13 protein-coding genes are annotated in these 17,421 nt (G+C 54.5%); 6 read left to right on the plus strand and 7 right to left on the minus strand.

Annotation, left to right across the window (positions count from 1 at the left end):
- Nucleotides 1-367: 367 nt before the first annotated feature.
- The 4 genes from RDK48_RS01565 to RDK48_RS01580 form a co-directional block, all read right to left on the minus strand.
- Nucleotides 368-1,657, minus strand: a complete 1,290-nt coding sequence (locus RDK48_RS01565; protein ID WP_298993299.1) for a TRAP transporter large permease — start codon at nucleotides 1,655-1,657, stop codon at nucleotides 368-370.
- 9 nt (nucleotides 1,658-1,666) lie between these two features.
- The gene (locus RDK48_RS01570) at nucleotides 1,667-2,227 is read right to left on the minus strand and encodes a TRAP transporter small permease (RefSeq protein ID WP_298993302.1); all 561 of its coding nucleotides are present in this window, start codon (nucleotides 2,225-2,227) and stop codon (nucleotides 1,667-1,669) included.
- A gap of 201 nt (nucleotides 2,228-2,428) precedes the next feature.
- Nucleotides 2,429-3,433, minus strand: coding sequence for a TRAP transporter substrate-binding protein (locus RDK48_RS01575; RefSeq protein ID WP_298993305.1), 1,005 nt, complete (start codon nucleotides 3,431-3,433; stop codon nucleotides 2,429-2,431).
- A gap of 743 nt (nucleotides 3,434-4,176) precedes the next feature.
- Entirely contained in the window at nucleotides 4,177-5,274 is a 1,098-nt protein-coding gene (locus RDK48_RS01580) for a DUF362 domain-containing protein (protein WP_298993309.1), read from the minus strand.
- A gap of 215 nt (nucleotides 5,275-5,489) precedes the next feature.
- Here RDK48_RS01580 and upp point away from each other — a divergent pair, with 215 nt between their 5' ends.
- From upp to RDK48_RS01595, 3 genes are all read left to right on the plus strand, one after another.
- Nucleotides 5,490-6,116: a uracil phosphoribosyltransferase gene (gene upp, locus RDK48_RS01585; protein ID WP_192111981.1), complete on the plus strand. Its 627-nt coding sequence runs from the start codon at nucleotides 5,490-5,492 to the stop codon at nucleotides 6,114-6,116.
- Between the two features lie 11 nt (nucleotides 6,117-6,127).
- On the plus strand, nucleotides 6,128-7,387 hold the full coding sequence (locus RDK48_RS01590; RefSeq protein WP_298993313.1) for a uracil-xanthine permease family protein: 1,260 nt from the start codon (nucleotides 6,128-6,130) through the stop codon (nucleotides 7,385-7,387).
- A gap of 672 nt (nucleotides 7,388-8,059) precedes the next feature.
- Complete coding sequence (locus tag RDK48_RS01595; protein ID WP_298993316.1) at nucleotides 8,060-9,322, plus strand: diguanylate cyclase; 1,263 nt, start codon at nucleotides 8,060-8,062, stop codon at nucleotides 9,320-9,322.
- A 169-nt stretch (nucleotides 9,323-9,491) separates the two neighbouring features.
- Here the strand turns inward: RDK48_RS01595 and RDK48_RS01600 are convergent, their stop codons facing one another.
- Nucleotides 9,492-10,451, minus strand: a complete 960-nt coding sequence (locus RDK48_RS01600) for a LysR family transcriptional regulator (RefSeq protein WP_298993319.1) — start codon at nucleotides 10,449-10,451, stop codon at nucleotides 9,492-9,494.
- Nucleotides 10,452-10,549: 98 nt separating this feature from the next.
- Here RDK48_RS01600 and RDK48_RS01605 point away from each other — a divergent pair, with 98 nt between their 5' ends.
- The 3 genes from RDK48_RS01605 (at nucleotide 10,550) to RDK48_RS01615 (ending at nucleotide 15,565) form a co-directional block, all read left to right on the plus strand.
- Complete coding sequence (locus RDK48_RS01605) at nucleotides 10,550-11,302, plus strand: SDR family oxidoreductase (protein WP_298993322.1); 753 nt, start codon at nucleotides 10,550-10,552, stop codon at nucleotides 11,300-11,302.
- Between the two features lie 81 nt (nucleotides 11,303-11,383).
- Nucleotides 11,384-12,589: an MFS transporter gene (locus RDK48_RS01610; protein ID WP_298993325.1), complete on the plus strand. Its 1,206-nt coding sequence runs from the start codon at nucleotides 11,384-11,386 to the stop codon at nucleotides 12,587-12,589.
- A gap of 438 nt (nucleotides 12,590-13,027) precedes the next feature.
- Nucleotides 13,028-15,565, plus strand: coding sequence for a glycosyltransferase (locus tag RDK48_RS01615; RefSeq protein WP_298993328.1), 2,538 nt, complete (start codon nucleotides 13,028-13,030; stop codon nucleotides 15,563-15,565).
- A gap of 131 nt (nucleotides 15,566-15,696) precedes the next feature.
- Here the strand turns inward: RDK48_RS01615 and RDK48_RS01620 are convergent, their stop codons facing one another.
- Nucleotides 15,697-15,918 (minus strand): hypothetical protein, encoded by a 222-nt coding sequence (locus RDK48_RS01620; protein ID WP_298993331.1) that lies wholly within the window; start codon nucleotides 15,916-15,918, stop codon nucleotides 15,697-15,699.
- A 243-nt stretch (nucleotides 15,919-16,161) separates the two neighbouring features.
- Nucleotides 16,162-17,313, minus strand: a complete 1,152-nt coding sequence (locus RDK48_RS01625; RefSeq protein WP_298993334.1) for an HD-GYP domain-containing protein — start codon at nucleotides 17,311-17,313, stop codon at nucleotides 16,162-16,164.
- Nucleotides 17,314-17,421: the final 108 nt, after the last annotated feature.

A 17,421-nucleotide genomic window follows, 5' to 3' on the forward strand; every position in this document is an offset into this window, starting at 1 on the left:
TTTTTTAAAATTTGATTTTTTTATTCATATAATTTATAAAAAAAAATTAAAACAATATATCATTAATATTTGTATTAATTAAAAAATTTAATGATTTTTATTTTTACTATTTATAGAAATAATATTTGTGTAAAATTTTTAATATAACACAAAATTATGTAATTTATTTGTAAATTATATTTTAATTGATTATATTTTATAGTTAAATATAGTGCGCTAGGTTATATATTTTTTTTATAACATCAGCTTTGGTGGTGCATATTTATTCAAATTTACTAAATTCAGTACAATTTTGTTAGTGCATTAGAACGCAAAAAGCCCCCGCTTTTCAAAAGCGGGGGCTTTGCATTCAAACTGTGCTAAGTGTCTAGTTGCCGCCCATCAGCCAGTTCATGGGAACAATAGAAAGGCTGGGGAAGAACAGCAGCAGGAAGAGCATGAGCACTTCCACAAGCACAAAAGGCACAAGTTTGACGATGAGGTCGGCAAACTTGATGTGCCCGATGCCGCACACAACGTACAGCACGGTGCCCACCGGGGGCGTAATAACGCCGATGCCCAGGTTGAGCACAAAGAGCAGGCCGAAGTAGTACGGGTCGATGCCTGCCTGCTGGATCAGCGGGTAGAACACCGGCGCAAAGATCAGGATGTTGGGCGTGAGGTCCATGACCATGCCGATAAGGAACAGGAAGATATTGATGCTGATGAGCAGCAATATGGGGCTGTCAATAAGCGGCGAGAAGAGCGCGGTCATCTGGTTGGGAATCTGCGCGATGGTAATGAACCAGCCAACAGCCGTAGCCGTGGCCACGATCAGCATGACCACCGAGGTGGTGCGGGCCGCGCGGGCGCTCACCCGCAGCAGATCGCGGAAGGAAAGCTCCCGGTAATACAGCACGCACACCAAAATGGCGTAAATGGCTGCAAACGCGCCGCCTTCAGTAGGTGTGAAAACACCAAAGCGAATGCCGCCAAGCAGCAGCACAGGCATCATGAAGGCCGGCGTGGAGTCGATAAGAATCTTGATGGCTTCTTTCTTGGTGAAGCGGATGGTTTCGTTATAGCCATCCTTGCGCACCACAAAGAACCACACCACCATGAGGGCCAGACCAATCATGATACCGGGCACCAGGCCGATCATGAACAGCTTGGTGATGGAAAGTCCGCTGACCGTAGCGCCAAGCAGAATAAAGTTGGTGCTGGGCGGGATGATGGGGCCAAGGATGGCGCCGGAGGCGATAACAGCGCCCGCGCGGCCAGGGTGGTAACCCACCTGCTTCATCATGGGCAGCAGCAGGCCGCCAAGAGCGGCGGCTTCACCCACTGAGCTGCCCATCAGGCCAGCAAAGATGATACTGGCGATAATGGCCGCGTAGCCAAGGCCGCCGCGCACCCGGCCAATTATGAGCTGGGCAAGTTGCACCACGCGTTTGGAAAGGCCGCCCTCCGCCATGATTTCACCGGCGAACACAAAGAAGGGAATGGCCATCAATGGGTAGTTGTTGGCGCCGTCCAGCATGCTGCCGGGAATAATCATGGCATCCCACATGCCCGAGTGCCACATGAGCACAATGGAGCACAACACAAGCACAATGGCCAGAGGAACGCCAATGAGCATGAAGAAGAAGAGGGAGCCGAGGAAAATAAAGAGTTCCATTCTTCTCTCCTAGCCCTTTTGGAAGGTGGATGCGGGTCTGCGAACCAGGCTCGCGAGAGAGCGCAGTTCTACAACAAAACCAACAAGGGCCATGATGGGCAGGGTGCCGTTGATAAAGGCCATGTTGACGTTGGTCGCCACTGAGTAGGTATCAAGCGTCTGCAGCACGTTGACCACGCCGCCGTAAAACAGCAGGCCCAGGGCAAAAAGGCTGCATGCCGATGCCATGATGTCGATTGTTTTGCGCTTGGTGCCTTCAAATTTTACCACAAGCAGGTCGACTGCAATGTGCTTCTTGCAGATAAAGGCTTCAATAGCGCCGAAAAAGGTGATGTACATAAAGAGAAAGCGTGCCCATTCTTCGCTCGGCGGGTAGCTCGAAGAAAAGATGTAGCGCAGCAGGGCATTGTAAAACACAAGACCGATCATGCCCAGAAAGATGACGGCGCAAAATACTTCAAACAGCAATTGCCCCATGGTTTCGTGCTTGGGTTCCTGTTCCGGCTCAAGCAGGGCATGGACGCCCGGTGCATGGTCAGGCGGAAAATTTTTGGAAATGTCGTCGCTCATAACGAACCTCTGGAAAACGCTGCCCCAATCGCTGGCTACGCAGTGCCGTGCTGATGTCAGCAAGCCTGTTTGTGCCGCCGCAGATGGCTGCGTGAAGAATTGTTGCAACCCCCGCGGCCCAAAAAGGCTGCGGGGGTTTTGTCCATGAACCGTACAGGCCGGAAAAGCCTATACTTTTCCGACCTGTAAAGCGGGGAACAATTATTTGGATTCGCGGTAGCTGGCGGCGCTGTCCAGAATGGCCTGGCAGTTGGGCACCGTGTCGTAAAAGAGCTTCCAGCTGCGCTTGCCGGCTTCAGCCATGTAATCGTGGAATTCCTTGCTGGGGGTATTGATGCTGCCCTTGTTGGCAAGGATGGTTTCCTTGGCTTTTTCGTCGCCTTCCTTAACCATGACCCACACATCGTTGGCGGAGCGCTTGGCGGCTTCGTCAAACCACTTTTTGTCCTCGTCAGGCAGCGACTGATAGAACTTGTCGTTGATATAGAGGGAGTGGATCACGAGGATGTGGCCGGTAAGGGTGATCTGGGGCGTGATCTCATACATCTTGAGGCTGACGATGTCGGCCAGGGGGCTGTCGCCGCCATCGATGACGCCCTGATCAAGCGCGCCGGGCACTTCGGCAAAGGGCATGGGCTGGCCGCTGATGCCGCATTCCTTGGCGAAGTTGGTGTACAGGGGAATGTTGGGCACGCGCATGCGCAGGCCCTTTATGTCTTCCACCGTGACGATGGGCTTCTTGGTGTAGAAGTGGCGGAAGCCCAAGGGGAAGGCGTTCATGGTGCGCAGGCCGGACTTTTCGGTGAAGCCTTCGTTGATGAGGTCAAAAGTCTTGCCTTCCATGGCGCGGCGGGCGTGATCCAGATCGTCGAAGAGCATGGGCGTTTCAAGCATGGCCATGGCAGGGTGCAGGGCAGAGGTCTGCGTACCGGTGGCGCACATCTGGATGATGCCCTTGCGGGTGGCGGCAATGTAGGCGTCTTCCTTGCCAAGCTGGCTGTTGGGGAAGACCTGCACTTCATATTTGCCATTGGAAAGTTCGGCAAGATACTTGCCGAAAAGGTGCATGCCGATGGTTTCCGGCTCGCCCTCGGGCTTCATGCCCGCCATCTTGATGACGGTTTTGGCTTCAGCAGCCTGGGCAAAGCCAAGGGTCATGCCGCAAACAAGGCCCAGAGCAACAAGCAATGCTACAATACGTTTCATCCTGTAAACCTCCTCGCTAGTAAAACTTAGATGCCGTTTGACAATGAAAGCTCATCCCTGTCCACAGCAGGGGGGCAATTATAACCAGCCGACACGCCCACGTTTCCCAATGCGTTCTGGTGCGTCAGACTCTGGCGGGTCAAAAGCTGAGGCAAACTTAAGTGATAATCTACCTAAAATTCAACTGTTATTTGCAAAAAAAATATTGAGGAAGATCTTATATCCTGAATCCACGCCGAAATGATTGTTTTCAACAAAAACGTATAAAATGGAAAGTTGGCCGATTTTGCTGAAAATATGTGGGCTACTACAATTACTTTATTATTGTAAAAAATTTTTTAAAATAGAATTTAGATTAGATACGAAAAAAATATAGTAAATAGTAAAGTTGCAGATAGTAAAATTGAAAATAATTATGAATTTATTTTGAAAAAGAGCTTTCCAAGTTTTTTTTAGCAAAAAAAATTCATTTTTTATTTTGAAAGTAAATTGAAGATTGGTTGATAGCTACCAAATTTATAAAAATTTTTAATAATAACACGTTTCGTCACGATTAGCATGACAATACTATTACAATTTTGTGACAATTTAGTGACAGGGGTTTCCAGTCACGTTCCACCGCCGCCCCATGCTTGAAACTGGCGGTAGGGCTAGCAGTGGAAAGTTGATCAGCCGCTTTGCGGCAGGAGAGCAGGGCACATGACTGGCGAGTCACATGCCCTGATGTTGCAATGCGCAAGGTGCTAGATTTTTTTGAGCTTGTATTCGCGGTTTCCCAGACCCAGCGATTCGCCATAGCTGAGTTGTACCTGCCCGCAGGTGTGCGGCCAGCGGGCAGCGAACTTGTCTGCAACCGGTTGGGCCGAAGCCTCCTGCCCGACGGAGGGGGCTTTTGAAACAAGGTCAAAACAGGCCTGATCCAAGGCGACCGGGTCGGTAGAGGCCAGAATGCCCACATCCGGCACCAGCGGCATGTCGCTCCAGGGGGCGCAGTCGCAGTCGGGTGTTACGTTGAGTACAAAGTTGATGTAGCAAACGCTCTTTTTGTGGCCTTTTACAGCGCCATAAGCGTATTCTGTCATGCGCTCGATAAAGGGCTGCATTTCTGTTTCCCAATCAATGCTGATGGCTTTTTCTGGACAAACGGTGATGCATTCAAAGCAGCCGATGCATTTTTCAATGTCAACAATGCTCTTTTTGCTTTTCATGCTGAGCGCATGCTGCGGGCACACCTTGACGCACTTGGCGCAGCCAACGCATTTTTTTTCACTGACAGATACGTGGGTGGCGTGTTGCTCTTTTTTGCCGCGTACGGCAGCGCCGCCCATGGCAAGATTCTTGATCGCGCCGCCAAATCCAGCCATTTCATGCCCTTTAAAGTGCGACAGAACCACCATTGCCGGAGCGCGCCGTATCTCGGTAGCGATATACACGTCTTTGAAATGCTTGGCGTTGATGCGCACGGGTACGTCATTTTCGCCATACAGGCCATCGGCTAGAATGATGGGGGCGTGCACCACCGAAGGCGCGAAGCCATGGGCGTATGCTGTTTGCATGTGGTCAACGGCATTGTGGCGGCTGCCGGAATACAGGGTTGTTGTATCCGTCAGGAATGGTTTGCCGCCTGCTTCCATGATCTTGTTTACTACCTGGCGCACCAGAGTTGGGTTGAGGTGCGTGTCGTTGCCATATTCGCCAAAATGCAGCTTGATGGCGGTAAGTTCTTTTTTCTTGATGATTTTTTTCAGATTGAGCGCATCGCAGAGGCGCGCTACCTTGGCGATTTTGCTGTCCTCGTGCGACCGGCAGTGCATATCTGCATAATAAACTGTGGCGGGCATGGCGTGGCCTCCATGTGAGGATGTTTAAGGTGCGGCAGGGCAGGGAATCCGGCACGGTTCTGCCCTGTGCAAAGCTTCAAAACACTAGCGCATGCCGCGCAGCCAGGGCAATAAGGCTGTCCGCAAGTATCGTTGACACGAGTCGTCATTAAGAATAGCGTAGTCCGGTTTTAATTTTTTCCACTCAGTCAGTTATGCATAGCTAAGGAGGCTTTATGGCCGTTTATGTCGTTGATCATCCTCTTGTGCGCCACAAGTTGGGCATTTTGCGCATGGGGGCCACCTCCACGCGCGAATTTCGTTCTGTTTCCAACGAGATTGCGCGTCTGCTTATTTACGAAGCCACCAAGGGCTTTCGTACAGAAAAGCACACGGTTGAAGGCTGGGCCGGGCCGGTGGAAATTGAGGCCATTTCCGGCAAGATGGTGACGGTTGTTCCCATTCTTCGCGCTGGCCTTGGCCTCATGGACGGTGTGCTGGACATGATCCCCGGCGCCAAGATCAGCGTCGTGGGCCTGTACCGCAACGAGGAAACCCTTGAACCTGTTGAATATTACGTAAAGCTTGCTACCGATATGGATCAGCGGCTTGCCATCATCCTCGACCCCATGCTGGCAACCGGCGGCTCCCTTATTGCCGCCATCAGCCTGCTGAAGCGCCACGGTTGCAAACAGATTTGCAGTCTCAACCTTGTGTGCGCGCCCGAAGGGATTGCCAAGGTCAAGGCCGCCCATCCGGATGTGGACATCTACACCGCTGCCATTGACGATCATCTGAACGAAAACGGCTATATCATTCCTGGTCTCGGCGATGCCGGCGACCGTATCTTCGGAACCAAGTAGCGAGGGGCCCCATGAGCACAGCCAGTACGCGGCGCGAGATTGCACCCACTGACTATAATTTTCGCTTCAGGGATTGTCTTATAGGCGCGCAGATGCTCTTTGTGGCCTTTGGCGCTCTGGTTCTTGTTCCCCTGTTGACCGGGCTTGACAGCAACGTGGCTCTTTTCACCGCTGGTGTGGGCACCTTGCTGTTTCAGGTCTGCACACGAGGCAAGGTACCCATTTTTCTTGCTTCGTCCTTTGCCTTTATTGCGCCCATCATTTACGGCGTTCAGACCTGGGGCATGGCGCAAACCCTTGGCGGGCTTGTTTGCTCCGGTCTGGTATATTTTCTTTTGAGCGGGCTTATCCGCTGGCGCGGCACGGATGTGGTGCTGCGTGTGCTGCCGCCCATTGTGACCGGCCCGGTTATTATGGTTATCGGCCTTATCCTGGCCCCGGTGGCGGTGCACATGGCCCTGGGCAGAACAGGCGATGGCGCGGTTGTGCTGGTGCCTGAAAACACGGCCCTGTGGATTTCCATGACGTCGCTGGCCGTTACCGTGCTGGTGTCGCTCATGGGCAAGGGCTTTTTGCGGCTTATGCCCATTTTGTGCGGCATTGCGGCGGGCTTTATTGTTTCAATGTTTTTCGGCGTGGGCGATTGGACAAAGGTTGCCGCAACCCCCTGGTTGCAGATGCCCTCGTTTACCTTCCCCGAGTTTGCCTGGGAACCCATACTGTTTATCATGCCTATTACGCTCGCCCCGGCCATTGAGCACTTTGGCGACGTTGTCGCCATCAGCTCCATTACCGGGCGCGATTACCTGAAAGACCCCGGCGTCCACGCCACCATGTTTGGCGATGGCGTTGCCACCATGGCTGCCGGTTTTGTGGGCGGCCCGCCCTGCACCACCTATGCCGAGGTTATCGGTGCGGTGAGCCTTACGCGGGTGTTCAACCCCGCCGTGATGACCTGGGCTGCCATGTGTTCAATTTTGCTGTCGTTTGTGGCCAAAATCGGCGCGTTCCTTGGCTCCATTCCCGTGCCTGTCATGGGCGGCATCATGATTCTGCTGTTCGGCGCGATCATGGTTGTGGGCCTGAACACTCTGGTGCGGGCTGGCAAGGATCTGATGGAGCCGCGCAACATGATCATTGTCGCGCTTATCATCATCTTTGGCGTGGGTGGCATGCAGTTCAGCATCGGTTCGTTCAAGCTTGGCGGCATCGGCCTTGCGGCGGTTACGGGCGTTCTGCTCAATCTGCTGTTGCCCAGAAGCCGCACCTAGATGCAGAGCTTTTCGGCGCGGATTTTTGTAAGGTTCGCGCTGATCAGGCGCGGCATATGGCTAACCTTGCCTGATCCCTTTTCTATGCGATTCCGCTGATGGGTTTTGTTTGTCTGCGGGCGGCATGGCGTACTTCGCCGTGCCGCCCTGCTTTTTGGCAAAGTCATTGGGCGGCAAGGGGGGCGGAGGCAATGAGGCATGTGGGCCGCACAGTGCATTCAGGGCTATGAAATTTTTGGGGATTGCCGCACGTTGGTATCAATACGACACGGGGTTGATAGATATGCCATGCATTATATTTTTACCGCTTGGGCAAGTGCTGTAGATAATATACTGCAATAATAATTTATCATCACACGTAATTATAATAATTGTGTGTAGCTAGTAAATTAAATAGAATATTTTTAAATAAATATTGCGTATAAAGTTCTTGATTTGTCAGTATATATCTGTATTAATGCTCAAAATACAGTAATTTTTTGCATAAATATTATTTTTTTAATAAAAACATATTGAATATATATGAAATCGTATAAATAATGTGTGGCCTAAAACATCTGTACCTGAGCGGAAAAAATCGGTATAGAGATATCCCCAAGTTTGGATGGGCCTGCCAGCCAGCAGACCATTGTCAAAATCTCTTTTCTTTTTTGGGTAAATCCCGAGTCGCCAATGCAGCGTAGTAGTAATCATCAGTCCTGGGAATGGGTAGCCGGGCCAGATTTGTGTTATTGCGACGATGTCCCCTTCAAGTCCGCAATTCTTGGCATTCCAACGGTAAAAGGGCAGTCCCTTTTTTTCGGCATGGACGCCGCTGACCAGCAGATGGCCCTGGAAACCCTCATGGATGAATATGGTGAGCCGCGCGCCTTTTCAAACGTGATCGGCCATTATGTGCGGAAAAGTGATGGGGTGCTGTTTCTGCTGGAAATGAGTGGAGAGCCTCTGTTTGATGAGGGTTACGGCCTGATGGGATTTAAAGGCGTAGAGCGGGTTATTGCCAACATTGCCCTGTATTCTGCGGGAATTTCCACATCCATTGATCTGGATACCATCTACGCCACCGCTCCCATTGCCATGTGTGTTGTTGACCGCAACGGTGTGCTTATTTCTGCCAACGAGCACCATGTGCAGCTCTCCGGGCGGTCATTGTTTGACACAAGCGGCGCGCATATTTCTTTGTTGCACCCGGAGCTGGAAGCAAACATCCAGAGTGACTTTTGCAATCTTGATACGGGTGGGCGGGTTTCTGACCATGAAGTAAGAATCGACAACAGGGATTATGCTGTTTCCGTCACGCCTGTTCGCAATGCCTCAGGTACCATAACCGCGCTTTCGCTGGCGTATTTTGATATTACAGAGCGCAAAACGCTGGAACGCAAACTCAAGGAAGCCAACGAGCGCCTGCGCCATATGTCCATTCACGACCACCTCACGGGCGCGTATAACAGAAGATTTTTTGACGCCATCCTGCGCAGGGAGGCTGCCGTGTGCAACCGCCGCGCGGGCAACCTTTCAGTGATCCTTATAGATATCGACTTTTTCAAGTTTTATAACGACAAGTACGGGCATCTGGCGGGCGATGAATGTCTGGCACAGGTCGCCAGAACCATGAAGGATTCGTTGGAAGATATGGGGGGCGAGCTGTTTCGCTATGGCGGCGAGGAGTTTGCCGTGGTGCTGCCTGAATGCGATGACCGCAATGCCCATGAGGTATGCGAAACTTTGCGGACAGCGGTGTGTGATCTCAAAACGCCCCACGCGGGCAGCGATCGGAACTATGTGACCATAAGCGCGGGGGTGGCCACAGTGCAGAGCCAGTTTGAAAAGGTGTCGCCTTCCCAGCTTGCGGCTAAAATCCTTGAAGCCGCCGATAAGGCGCTTTACGAGGCCAAAAATTCCGGGCGCAACAGAGTGAAAACCAGCACCGTGTAAGACATTTTTTCTCGTGACGATTCTTGTAACGCTTTCCTGCCGCATCCCACTCCGGGAGGGCAGGATTTTTTTGTGGGCTTGTTGTGTTAGGTCACCTTTCCCTTCCAATCCCCTTCATCTGGAACCGTTTTAACGCTTCTGGGCTTTCTGGCACACCAGTTGCCGAGGCCTAGCCCTTGCTTTGCTTATTGTTGCCTGCGCCTGGGCACACGCAAGGCCGCGCCAGCAGCTCCTTTACGTTTTCTGTCATAAAATCCACCAAGGCTCGCACACGCAGGGGCAAACCTTTTTGTACCGGGTAAACCACATGGGCGGGCAGTTCACGCGCGCGCCATTGAGGCAGCAGGCGCACCAGCCGCCCCGCAGCGAGGTCTTCCGTCACCAGCCATCCCGGCAGGGGGGACACCCCAAGTCCCAGCAGGGCCGCTTCGCGCAAGGCGGTAACGCCCTCTGCCGTCAGCACGGGGTTTACATGCAGGGTTTGCTCCTCGCCTGATTCAGTAAAAAGGGTGATGTTGCGCGCGCCGCCAAAAACTTCCGAGCCCAGCGTGAGCCAGGGCCAGGCGGCAATGTCGCCCGGTGTTTCAGGCAGTTGCCTGCCCTCAAGAAATACGGGCGCTGCAACTGGATACCTGCGTATCATGCCCAATGGTCTGGCGATAACCGTTTCATCGGCAACGCTCCCGGCTACCACGCCGGCGTCGCAGCCTTCTTCAAGCATGTGCAAGGGCCTGTTTGAGTACACCAGATCAACGGTGATGGCAGGATTTTGCAGCATGAACCGGGCCAGAAACTTGCTCACCACGCTCTGACCAAAGTCAATGGTGGAGAAAAAGCGGATATGCCCCATGAGGGCGGTCTGATCCACGCGCAGGCGGCGCTCGCATTCTTCAGCCATGTCCAGCATGGCGCGGGCATCGGTGAGCACCTTTGCGCCCATGTCTGTGAGGTGCATGCGGTGCGTATCGCGCCGCAGCAACACAGTGCCGCATTCCGCCTCAATCTGCGCAAGCTGGCGGCTGAGGGTTGGCTGGGTAAGGCCCATGTTGCGGGCCGCCGCCGAGATGCTGCCGCTTTCGGCAATGCTTATAAAACTACGCAACAGGGCCAGATTTGAAAATATTGTCATACGTAATCCGTATAACCAATATGAATGCCATGCGTCTACCAATTATCCGCCTCAAGCAGCATTGTGCTTTCAACAAAGCAAACCAAGTGGAGGCACACATGACCATGCAGACTTCATCACCCAATGCGGCCATTGTTACCGGCGCGGCGCGCGGCATTGGCGCGGCCATTGCCCGGCGGCTGGCTGGGGACGGCCTGGCAGTTGTCGTCAACTACGCCAGCAGTGCGGGCAAGGCCGAGGCCCTGGCGGCTGATATATGCGCCCAGGGAGGCCGCGCCCTTGCCGTCAAGGCCGATGTGACGGTTCCCGAGCAGGCGGCAGACTTGTTCTCTGCCTGCGAAGGCGTGTTCGGCACTGTGAGGGTGCTTGTAAACAACGCAGGGCTGATGCAGCCCGGCATGGTGCCGCTGGCGCAGACGGACGATACGCTGTTTGACCGCATCGTGAGCACCAATATCAAGGGCGTGTTCAATATGCTGCGGCTGGCTGCGGCCCGCATGCAGGAAGGCGGGCGCATTGTCAATCTTTCCACCAGCGTCAACCGTCTTGCCCTGCCGGGATACGCCGTCTATGCGGCTACAAAGTCCGCTGTGGAAACCATGACCGGCATCTTTTCCAAAGAGCTGCGGGGCCGCGACATCACGGTCAACGCTGTGGCCCCCGGCCCCACAGCCACGGACCTGTTTTTTGAGGGCAAAACTGAAGGGCAGGTCGAGGCAATGGCAAAGTTGCCGCCGCTGGAACGCCTTGCCCAGCCGGAAGATATCGCCTCTGTGGTGGCCTTTCTGGCAGGCAGGGACGGCGGCTGGATCAACGGGCAGACCATCCGGGCCAATGGCGGCATGGTGTAGCTTCGCGACAAATTTTTCATATCGGGTACATGCCGCGCATATCGCGCGCAACTCTCGCAAGCAGATATAAAGGAACATGCTATGAAGACGGAAACCACAGCCCCGCAGCAGAACGGGTCGCTTATATACCTGCTGGCTCTGGCCGCAGGATTGGCCGTAGCCAACATCTATTACAACCAGCCAGTGCTGGGGCTGATCGCCGGGGAACTCAAGGGCGGCGACCATGTGGGCCTTGTGGCCACCATCACCCAGATGGGCTACACCCTTGGGCTCCTGTTTCTTGTGCCTCTGTGCGACACGCTGAACAGAAAAAAACTGGTTCTGACGCTCTGCGCGCTGCTGGTGGTTTCCGCAGCTCTTGCGGCTCTGGCGCCGGGGATGGCGGTGCTCATGGCGGCCTCGGCTGGCATGGGTGTGGCAGCCACCATTACGCAGATGGTGGTTCCCATGGCCGCTGACCTTGCCAGGGAAGGCGAGCGCGGCAAGGCCGTTGGCATTGCCTTCAGCGGTGTTTTGTGCGGCATATTGCTGGCACGTGTGGTGTCTGGCGCGGTGGGCCAGTGGCTGGGCTGGCGCGAGGCTTTCTGGCTGGCTTGCGCCTTTGCCGTGCTGCTGAGCGCGCTGCTTGCATGGCGCTTGCCTGATCTGCCGCGCAAGTCGAGCTTGCCCTACGGGCGGTTACTGGTCTCCATGCTGCAACTTTTGCGGGATTACCGTGCGCTGCGCTATGCCTCCATTATTCAGGCTTGCGTGTTCGGGGCTTTCAGCGCCTTCTGGTCAGTGCTTGCGCTGTATCTGCAAGGCCCCGCTTATGGGCTTGGCGCAAGCGTGGCGGGTTCGTTCGGGATTGTGGGGCTGGTGGGCGTGCTGGCAGCGCAGGCCGGGGGCAGGCTGACAGACCGCTTTGGCGTCAGGTGCGGCGTGTTGATCGGCGCGCTCACAAGCATCGCGGCTTTCGGCATCATGAGCTTCAGCGGCATGACCGCCCTTGTGCTGGGGGTTATTGTGCTTGATTTCGGCGTGTCCATTGCGCAGGTGTCCAATCAGTCTCTCATTCTGGGCTTGTCTGAATCGGCGCGCGGCAGGGTGAACACCATTTACATGACGGTATTTTTTCTGGGCGGGTCGCTGGGTTCGGCTGCGGCCAGCCAGGCCTGGGCGGCATATCGCTGGCCCGGCGTCATGCTCACGGGCGGCGCTTTTGCCCTGACAGGCCTGGTTTTTCATCTGCTGGAAAGACGCTGTAACTGCCCCTCGGCGCGTACTCCCGCTCAGGAGTGTTGTTAAGCCCGCGCCCTTGCGCCTTGCAATTCAGCCCCGCCGGTCTTTTTTACCTGGAATCATAACTGGGCTGGCGCAAAAAGGAAGGCTTTCGCCTTCCTTTTTGCGTTTGCAAGGACTTGTGGACTGAGGTCAGCCGCAAAGCGCCGTCGTTTAAGCGCTGATTGTTACAGTTAAATGGTACGTGTCGGTTTAAGGATTTGATTTCAGCCTGTTAGCAGCGTTACGGCATCGCACAAAAGCCCGATAACCTTCACGCTGCCAGCACACAAGCCCTCTGGATTTTTTCTATAGTGCAGGGCATGCAATACCCAGTACGCATCCGCATCATTTCAGGCAACGCTGTAAACGGCGGATGTGTCGCGCCGTTACGGCAACGTAGTTGCTGACGGCGTGATGATGGCGGAATCGCGAATGGCCACAGCACATTCAGGAGGAAGCCGCATGTTCCCAAGCCCAGACGGAAAGCAGAGTGATTCCAGCCCGTTCAATGCCTCGTTCTGCGTAGATCTGCACGTCCATTCCCGCCATTCAACCTGCCCCTCGCAGTGGATTTTGCAAAAGATCGGCTGCGGCGAAAGTTACACACCTCCCCGCAAGATTTACGACATCGCCAGAGCCAGGGGCATGGACTACGTTACGATTACAGATCACGACACCATTGCTGGCGCGCTGGAAATCGCCCATTTGTCGCAGACCTTCATCAGCGAAGAAATTTCGGCCTACTTTCCTGAGGACAAGTGCGAGATTCACGTGCTCGCCTGGGATATCACGGAAGCGCAGCACCGGGAGATAACCCAGCTCAGGGGCAACATCTTTGAGCTTGTTCCCTACCTGATGGGGCAGGGCATTGCCCATGCTTGCGCGCACCCCCTGTGCGCGGCCAATAACCGGTTGACCCTGGGCCATGTGGAACAGCTCATACTGTTGTTTTCAGTTTTTGAACTTAACGGCGCGCGCAATAATGTGCAGAATGACGCGCTGCGCCAGATTGTGGCCGACCTGACTCCGGAGTCCACAGCCAGAATGGAAGAAAAGCACGGTCTTGACGCGCTTGTTGCTCAGCCCTGGCGCAAGAGCTTTGTGGCCGGGTCTGACGACCATTCCTCATGCAATATCGCCAGAAGTTCCACCGTGATAGAAGTCCCCCGCGCGGAACTGGGCTGCTCGGGCCACGCCCCGGCTTCGGCCCTGCTACGGGCTGTCATGGCAGGGGGCACCACGCCTCGTGTCATACCTGCAACGCCGCTGGGCTTTGCCCATAATCTGTATGCCATCGGCTACCAGTTCTATAAAAATTCCACGGGGCTCGCGCAGGATATCAACAACAGCACAGTGCTGCGCTTTGCTGAAAACATGCTTACGGGCAAGCCAGACACGCGCACCCGCAACATCAAGACGCGCGTCATGTCCATTGGCGGATTTTTGCTCAACTGCGGCAGATGGGTGTCCCGCTCTGAGAAAAGCATGCAGGAAAACATGCTTGAGGCGGCTGGCAGGGCCATTGCCCAATCTCCGGAGCTTGCCGTGGCGGCGGACAGCGTCAACGTCATTGTGCCGCAGGAGCGCATGCCCCGGCGTGAGGCGTTGCTGGCCCGTTTTGTGGGCGATGTGGCGGAAAACGTGCAGCTTGCCTGCGCCAATTCTGTTTTGTCCGATGTGCTCAAGGGAAATTTTTTCAATGTGTTCAAGCTGGTGGGAGCCATGGGATCGCTCTACGCCATGCTTGCCCCTTATGGCATTGGCTATTCGCTTTTTGCGCAGGATAAAATGTTTACGCGCGAATGCCTGCGCCGTTTTCGCCCTAGGGACGCCAGATCCGACACTGCGGACAGGGCCGCCATTGCCCACTTTACAGATACCTATCTTGAGGTGAACGGCGTTGCCAAAACCCTGCAATCCATGCTGCCCCTGGCGCGGGAGCAGGGCAAAAAAATGGATATCCTCACCTGCGTTCGGGCAGAAAATGTGACAGGCAGTCACTCCGACGGACTTGGCCCCATAAATTTCAACCCCACGGGCAGTTTTTCCATTCCTGAATATCCCGAGCTGACGTTGCACTATCCGCCCGCGCTTAAAATTGTGCAGCACTGCTATGAGAGTGGTTACACCCTGCTGCACTCCGCAACGCCCGGCCCCATGGGGCTAGCTGCCCTGCTGACCGCAAAAATGCTCAAGCTGCCCATCCACGCCACCTACCACACGGCCTTTCCGCAGTATATTCTGGAGCTGACGGGCGACACCTCGCTGGAGGAAGCCACATGGCGGTATGTGTACTGGTACTATAACCAGATGGATGTGGTCTTTGCGCCCTCGGCTGCCACCATGAAGGAACTGATCTCCCACGGTCTGCCAGAGGAAAAAATCCGCCTCTATCCTCGTGGGGTGGACGCCTCGCGCTACACGCCCGCCTGGTGCAACAGCGGGCGGGAAAGTGCTCAGGGTACACGTTTTTTGTATGTGGGGCGGCTCTCAAGAGAAAAAAGCGTCAACCGTCTCGTGGATGCCTTCAGGATGGTGCTGGAGCATATCCCCGGCGCGCAGCTGACCATTGTGGGCGACGGCCCGCAGGCTGGGGAACTTCAGGCGCAGGCTGCGGACATGCCCGTGACCTTTACGGGCTATCTGAGCGGGGCAGCGCTTGTGCAGGCCTATGAAGAAGCCGACATCTTTGTTTTCCCTTCAACCACAGATACGTATGGCAAGGTTGTGCTGGAGGCGCAGGCTGCGGGGTTGGCAGTGGTGGTGAGCGGGCAGGGCGGCCCCAGAGAAAACGTGGTGCCTGATAAAAGCGGCATAGTAGTGCGGCAGGAAACGGCAGAGGCCTATGCCTCGGCCATGGTGGCTCTGGCAAGCGATGAGGCCATGCTGTTTGCCATGAAGCGCGAGGCCCGCTGCTATGCAGAATCGCGCAGCTCGCAAAAGGCCTTTGCCGCCCAGTGGAAGCTCATTGAAACCCTGACGCCCCAAGCCTGCTGGTAGCCTTTGCGGCATACCGCAAGGCCAGCCTGGCACGTTCTGTACAATGTGCTTAACCGCTCTGGCAGCAAAATAACGCAAGACGGGGGTTGATATCAGCCTGACCGCCCTTGGCAGAATGCCCGGGGCGGTTTTTAGTCGCTGATTCTGCTCACAAGGCGGGCCAGTACATCGGGGCCATCCTTGAGGAGCCTTTCGCGCATGACAGAAGCCTCGCTGAAGGTAATTTCCTCAAGCAGGTCTTTGCCTTTCTCCGGATTGCTGGAAATGATGGCTTCAAAGGTCTGGGCCACAGCTCCCTCATCACGGCCAGTCAGTTGGCTGAGGGCACCAATCAAAACATCAACTCTGCGCATGAAAATTATCCTTAAGCCTGATGCGTTTTGACATTGCAAATTCCGGGGCAGGGCGTTGCCGCATCCCAGATGGTGAACATGCTGAAATAGCAGGTTTATCCCTTGCCAGATGTATAGCGTTTACAGCACCTGCGGGCAAGCCCGGATGTGATAAGAAAGTCATTGCGTATTTGTGGCAGAAAATGCCGTGGGTTGCTGGCTGAGCGGCTAAAAAGTGTTTGTCTGCACGACCAGTAATCTGACCTACGCTGGGCCGCCCAGTAACAATGGTATGTCAAAATGTGCAGATTCGGCAGCAGAAAGAGACCGCGTGATGCGCAGGCCAATGTAGCGCGTGAGGTCAACAAACTGCGGCTGAATGGTGCGTCCATCCGGGTCTCGCGCCACAAGAACGCAGGGTTGGGCGGGGAAATTGGGGTTGGAGCGGCACACAATGCCCTGGTGTTCGTTTGAGAGTTCCACAGCAGTGCCCACGGGGAAAATGCCCACCATCTTGATGAACCGTTCCACATAGCCGGGTGCCCAGGCCTGGCCGCGCATTTTGTACATCATGCCCAGCGCCTTGTTGGGGGCCAATGCTCCTTTGTAAACACGCTTGGACGAAAGCGCGTCATACACGTCGCTGAGCGAAAGAATACGTCCAAAAACGCCAATCTGCTTGCCAGAAAGCCGATTGGGATAGCCCGTACCATTGTGCTTTTCGTGGTGCTGCGCGATACCTTCAATGGCTTCATGCTCAACACTTGAAAACTGTTTGATTTTTTCAACACCAAGCAGCACATGCGACCGCATGACCTCAAATTCCTGAAACGTCAGGGAGCGGGGCGCGGTGAGAATTTCGTTGGGAATCAGCGCCTTGCCGTAATCGTGCAGTAGCCCGGCCAGCCCCACGTTGTGCAGGCGGTCATCGGGCATACCCAGAAAATTGGCAAAGGCCACAGCAAAAATGGTTACGTTGACGCTGTGGGCATAGGTGTATTCGTCTGTTTTTTTGAGCAGAGAAAGCGTCACCAGCGCGTCAACGTTGCGCGAAAGGCTTTTGATGATGTCGCCTACCAGCGGGCGCGCAAAGGTAAGATCAAGCGCGCCGCCTCTGGCGGATTCGAGAAAGTTTTTCACATTCTCGTAGGCGTCTTCATAAATTCTGTTGGCGGCCTGTAGTTCTATGGCAAGCGGGGTGTTTGGCTGGGGAGCAGCGGAATTTTCGTCGCGTGAGCGTTCCGGGTCGTAATATGCTTCGGCAAATCCCTGAAGGATTATGCCGTTGATCTCATCGTTCGAAGCCAAAATTCCCTCCTGCATATACAGCAGGGGGGCTTTCAGCCATGATATCCCAGGATCAACAATATACATCCCCGGGCGTAGGGTTGAAACGGGTATTTTGATGTGGGACATGTGGTCTTGATCGCCTGGATATAAGTTTTTGCCTTGATCTTCGCAGATAGCAAACCCCGCAGTAATGCCCACGCAAGGCCAACACGCCGCCGCAAATAGATTTCGGAA

The sequence above is a fragment of the uncultured Desulfovibrio sp. genome (genome assembly GCF_902477725.1).
Classification (GTDB): Bacteria; Desulfobacterota; Desulfovibrionia; order Desulfovibrionales; family Desulfovibrionaceae; genus Desulfovibrio.

Excerpts from the sequence above, each read along its gene's own strand:
- RDK48_RS01565 (WP_298993299.1), bottom strand. The coding sequence starts at position 1,657 with ATGGAACTCTTTATTTTCCTCGGCTCCCTCTTCTTCTTCATGCTCATT.
- RDK48_RS01570 (WP_298993302.1), bottom strand. The coding sequence starts at position 2,227 with ATGAGCGACGACATTTCCAAAAATTTTCCGCCTGACCATGCACCGGGC.
- RDK48_RS01575 (WP_298993305.1), bottom strand. The coding sequence starts at position 3,433 with ATGAAACGTATTGTAGCATTGCTTGTTGCTCTGGGCCTTGTTTGCGGC.
- RDK48_RS01580 (WP_298993309.1), bottom strand. The coding sequence starts at position 5,274 with ATGCCCGCCACAGTTTATTATGCAGATATGCACTGCCGGTCGCACGAG.
- upp (WP_192111981.1), top strand. The coding sequence starts at position 5,490 with ATGGCCGTTTATGTCGTTGATCATCCTCTTGTGCGCCACAAGTTGGGC.
- RDK48_RS01590 (WP_298993313.1), top strand. The coding sequence starts at position 6,128 with ATGAGCACAGCCAGTACGCGGCGCGAGATTGCACCCACTGACTATAAT.
- RDK48_RS01595 (WP_298993316.1), top strand. The coding sequence starts at position 8,060 with ATGCAGCGTAGTAGTAATCATCAGTCCTGGGAATGGGTAGCCGGGCCA.
- RDK48_RS01600 (WP_298993319.1), bottom strand. The coding sequence starts at position 10,451 with ATGACAATATTTTCAAATCTGGCCCTGTTGCGTAGTTTTATAAGCATT.
- RDK48_RS01605 (WP_298993322.1), top strand. The coding sequence starts at position 10,550 with ATGACCATGCAGACTTCATCACCCAATGCGGCCATTGTTACCGGCGCG.
- RDK48_RS01610 (WP_298993325.1), top strand. The coding sequence starts at position 11,384 with ATGAAGACGGAAACCACAGCCCCGCAGCAGAACGGGTCGCTTATATAC.
- RDK48_RS01615 (WP_298993328.1), top strand. The coding sequence starts at position 13,028 with ATGTTCCCAAGCCCAGACGGAAAGCAGAGTGATTCCAGCCCGTTCAAT.
- RDK48_RS01620 (WP_298993331.1), bottom strand. The coding sequence starts at position 15,918 with ATGCGCAGAGTTGATGTTTTGATTGGTGCCCTCAGCCAACTGACTGGC.
- RDK48_RS01625 (WP_298993334.1), bottom strand. The coding sequence starts at position 17,313 with ATGTCCCACATCAAAATACCCGTTTCAACCCTACGCCCGGGGATGTAT.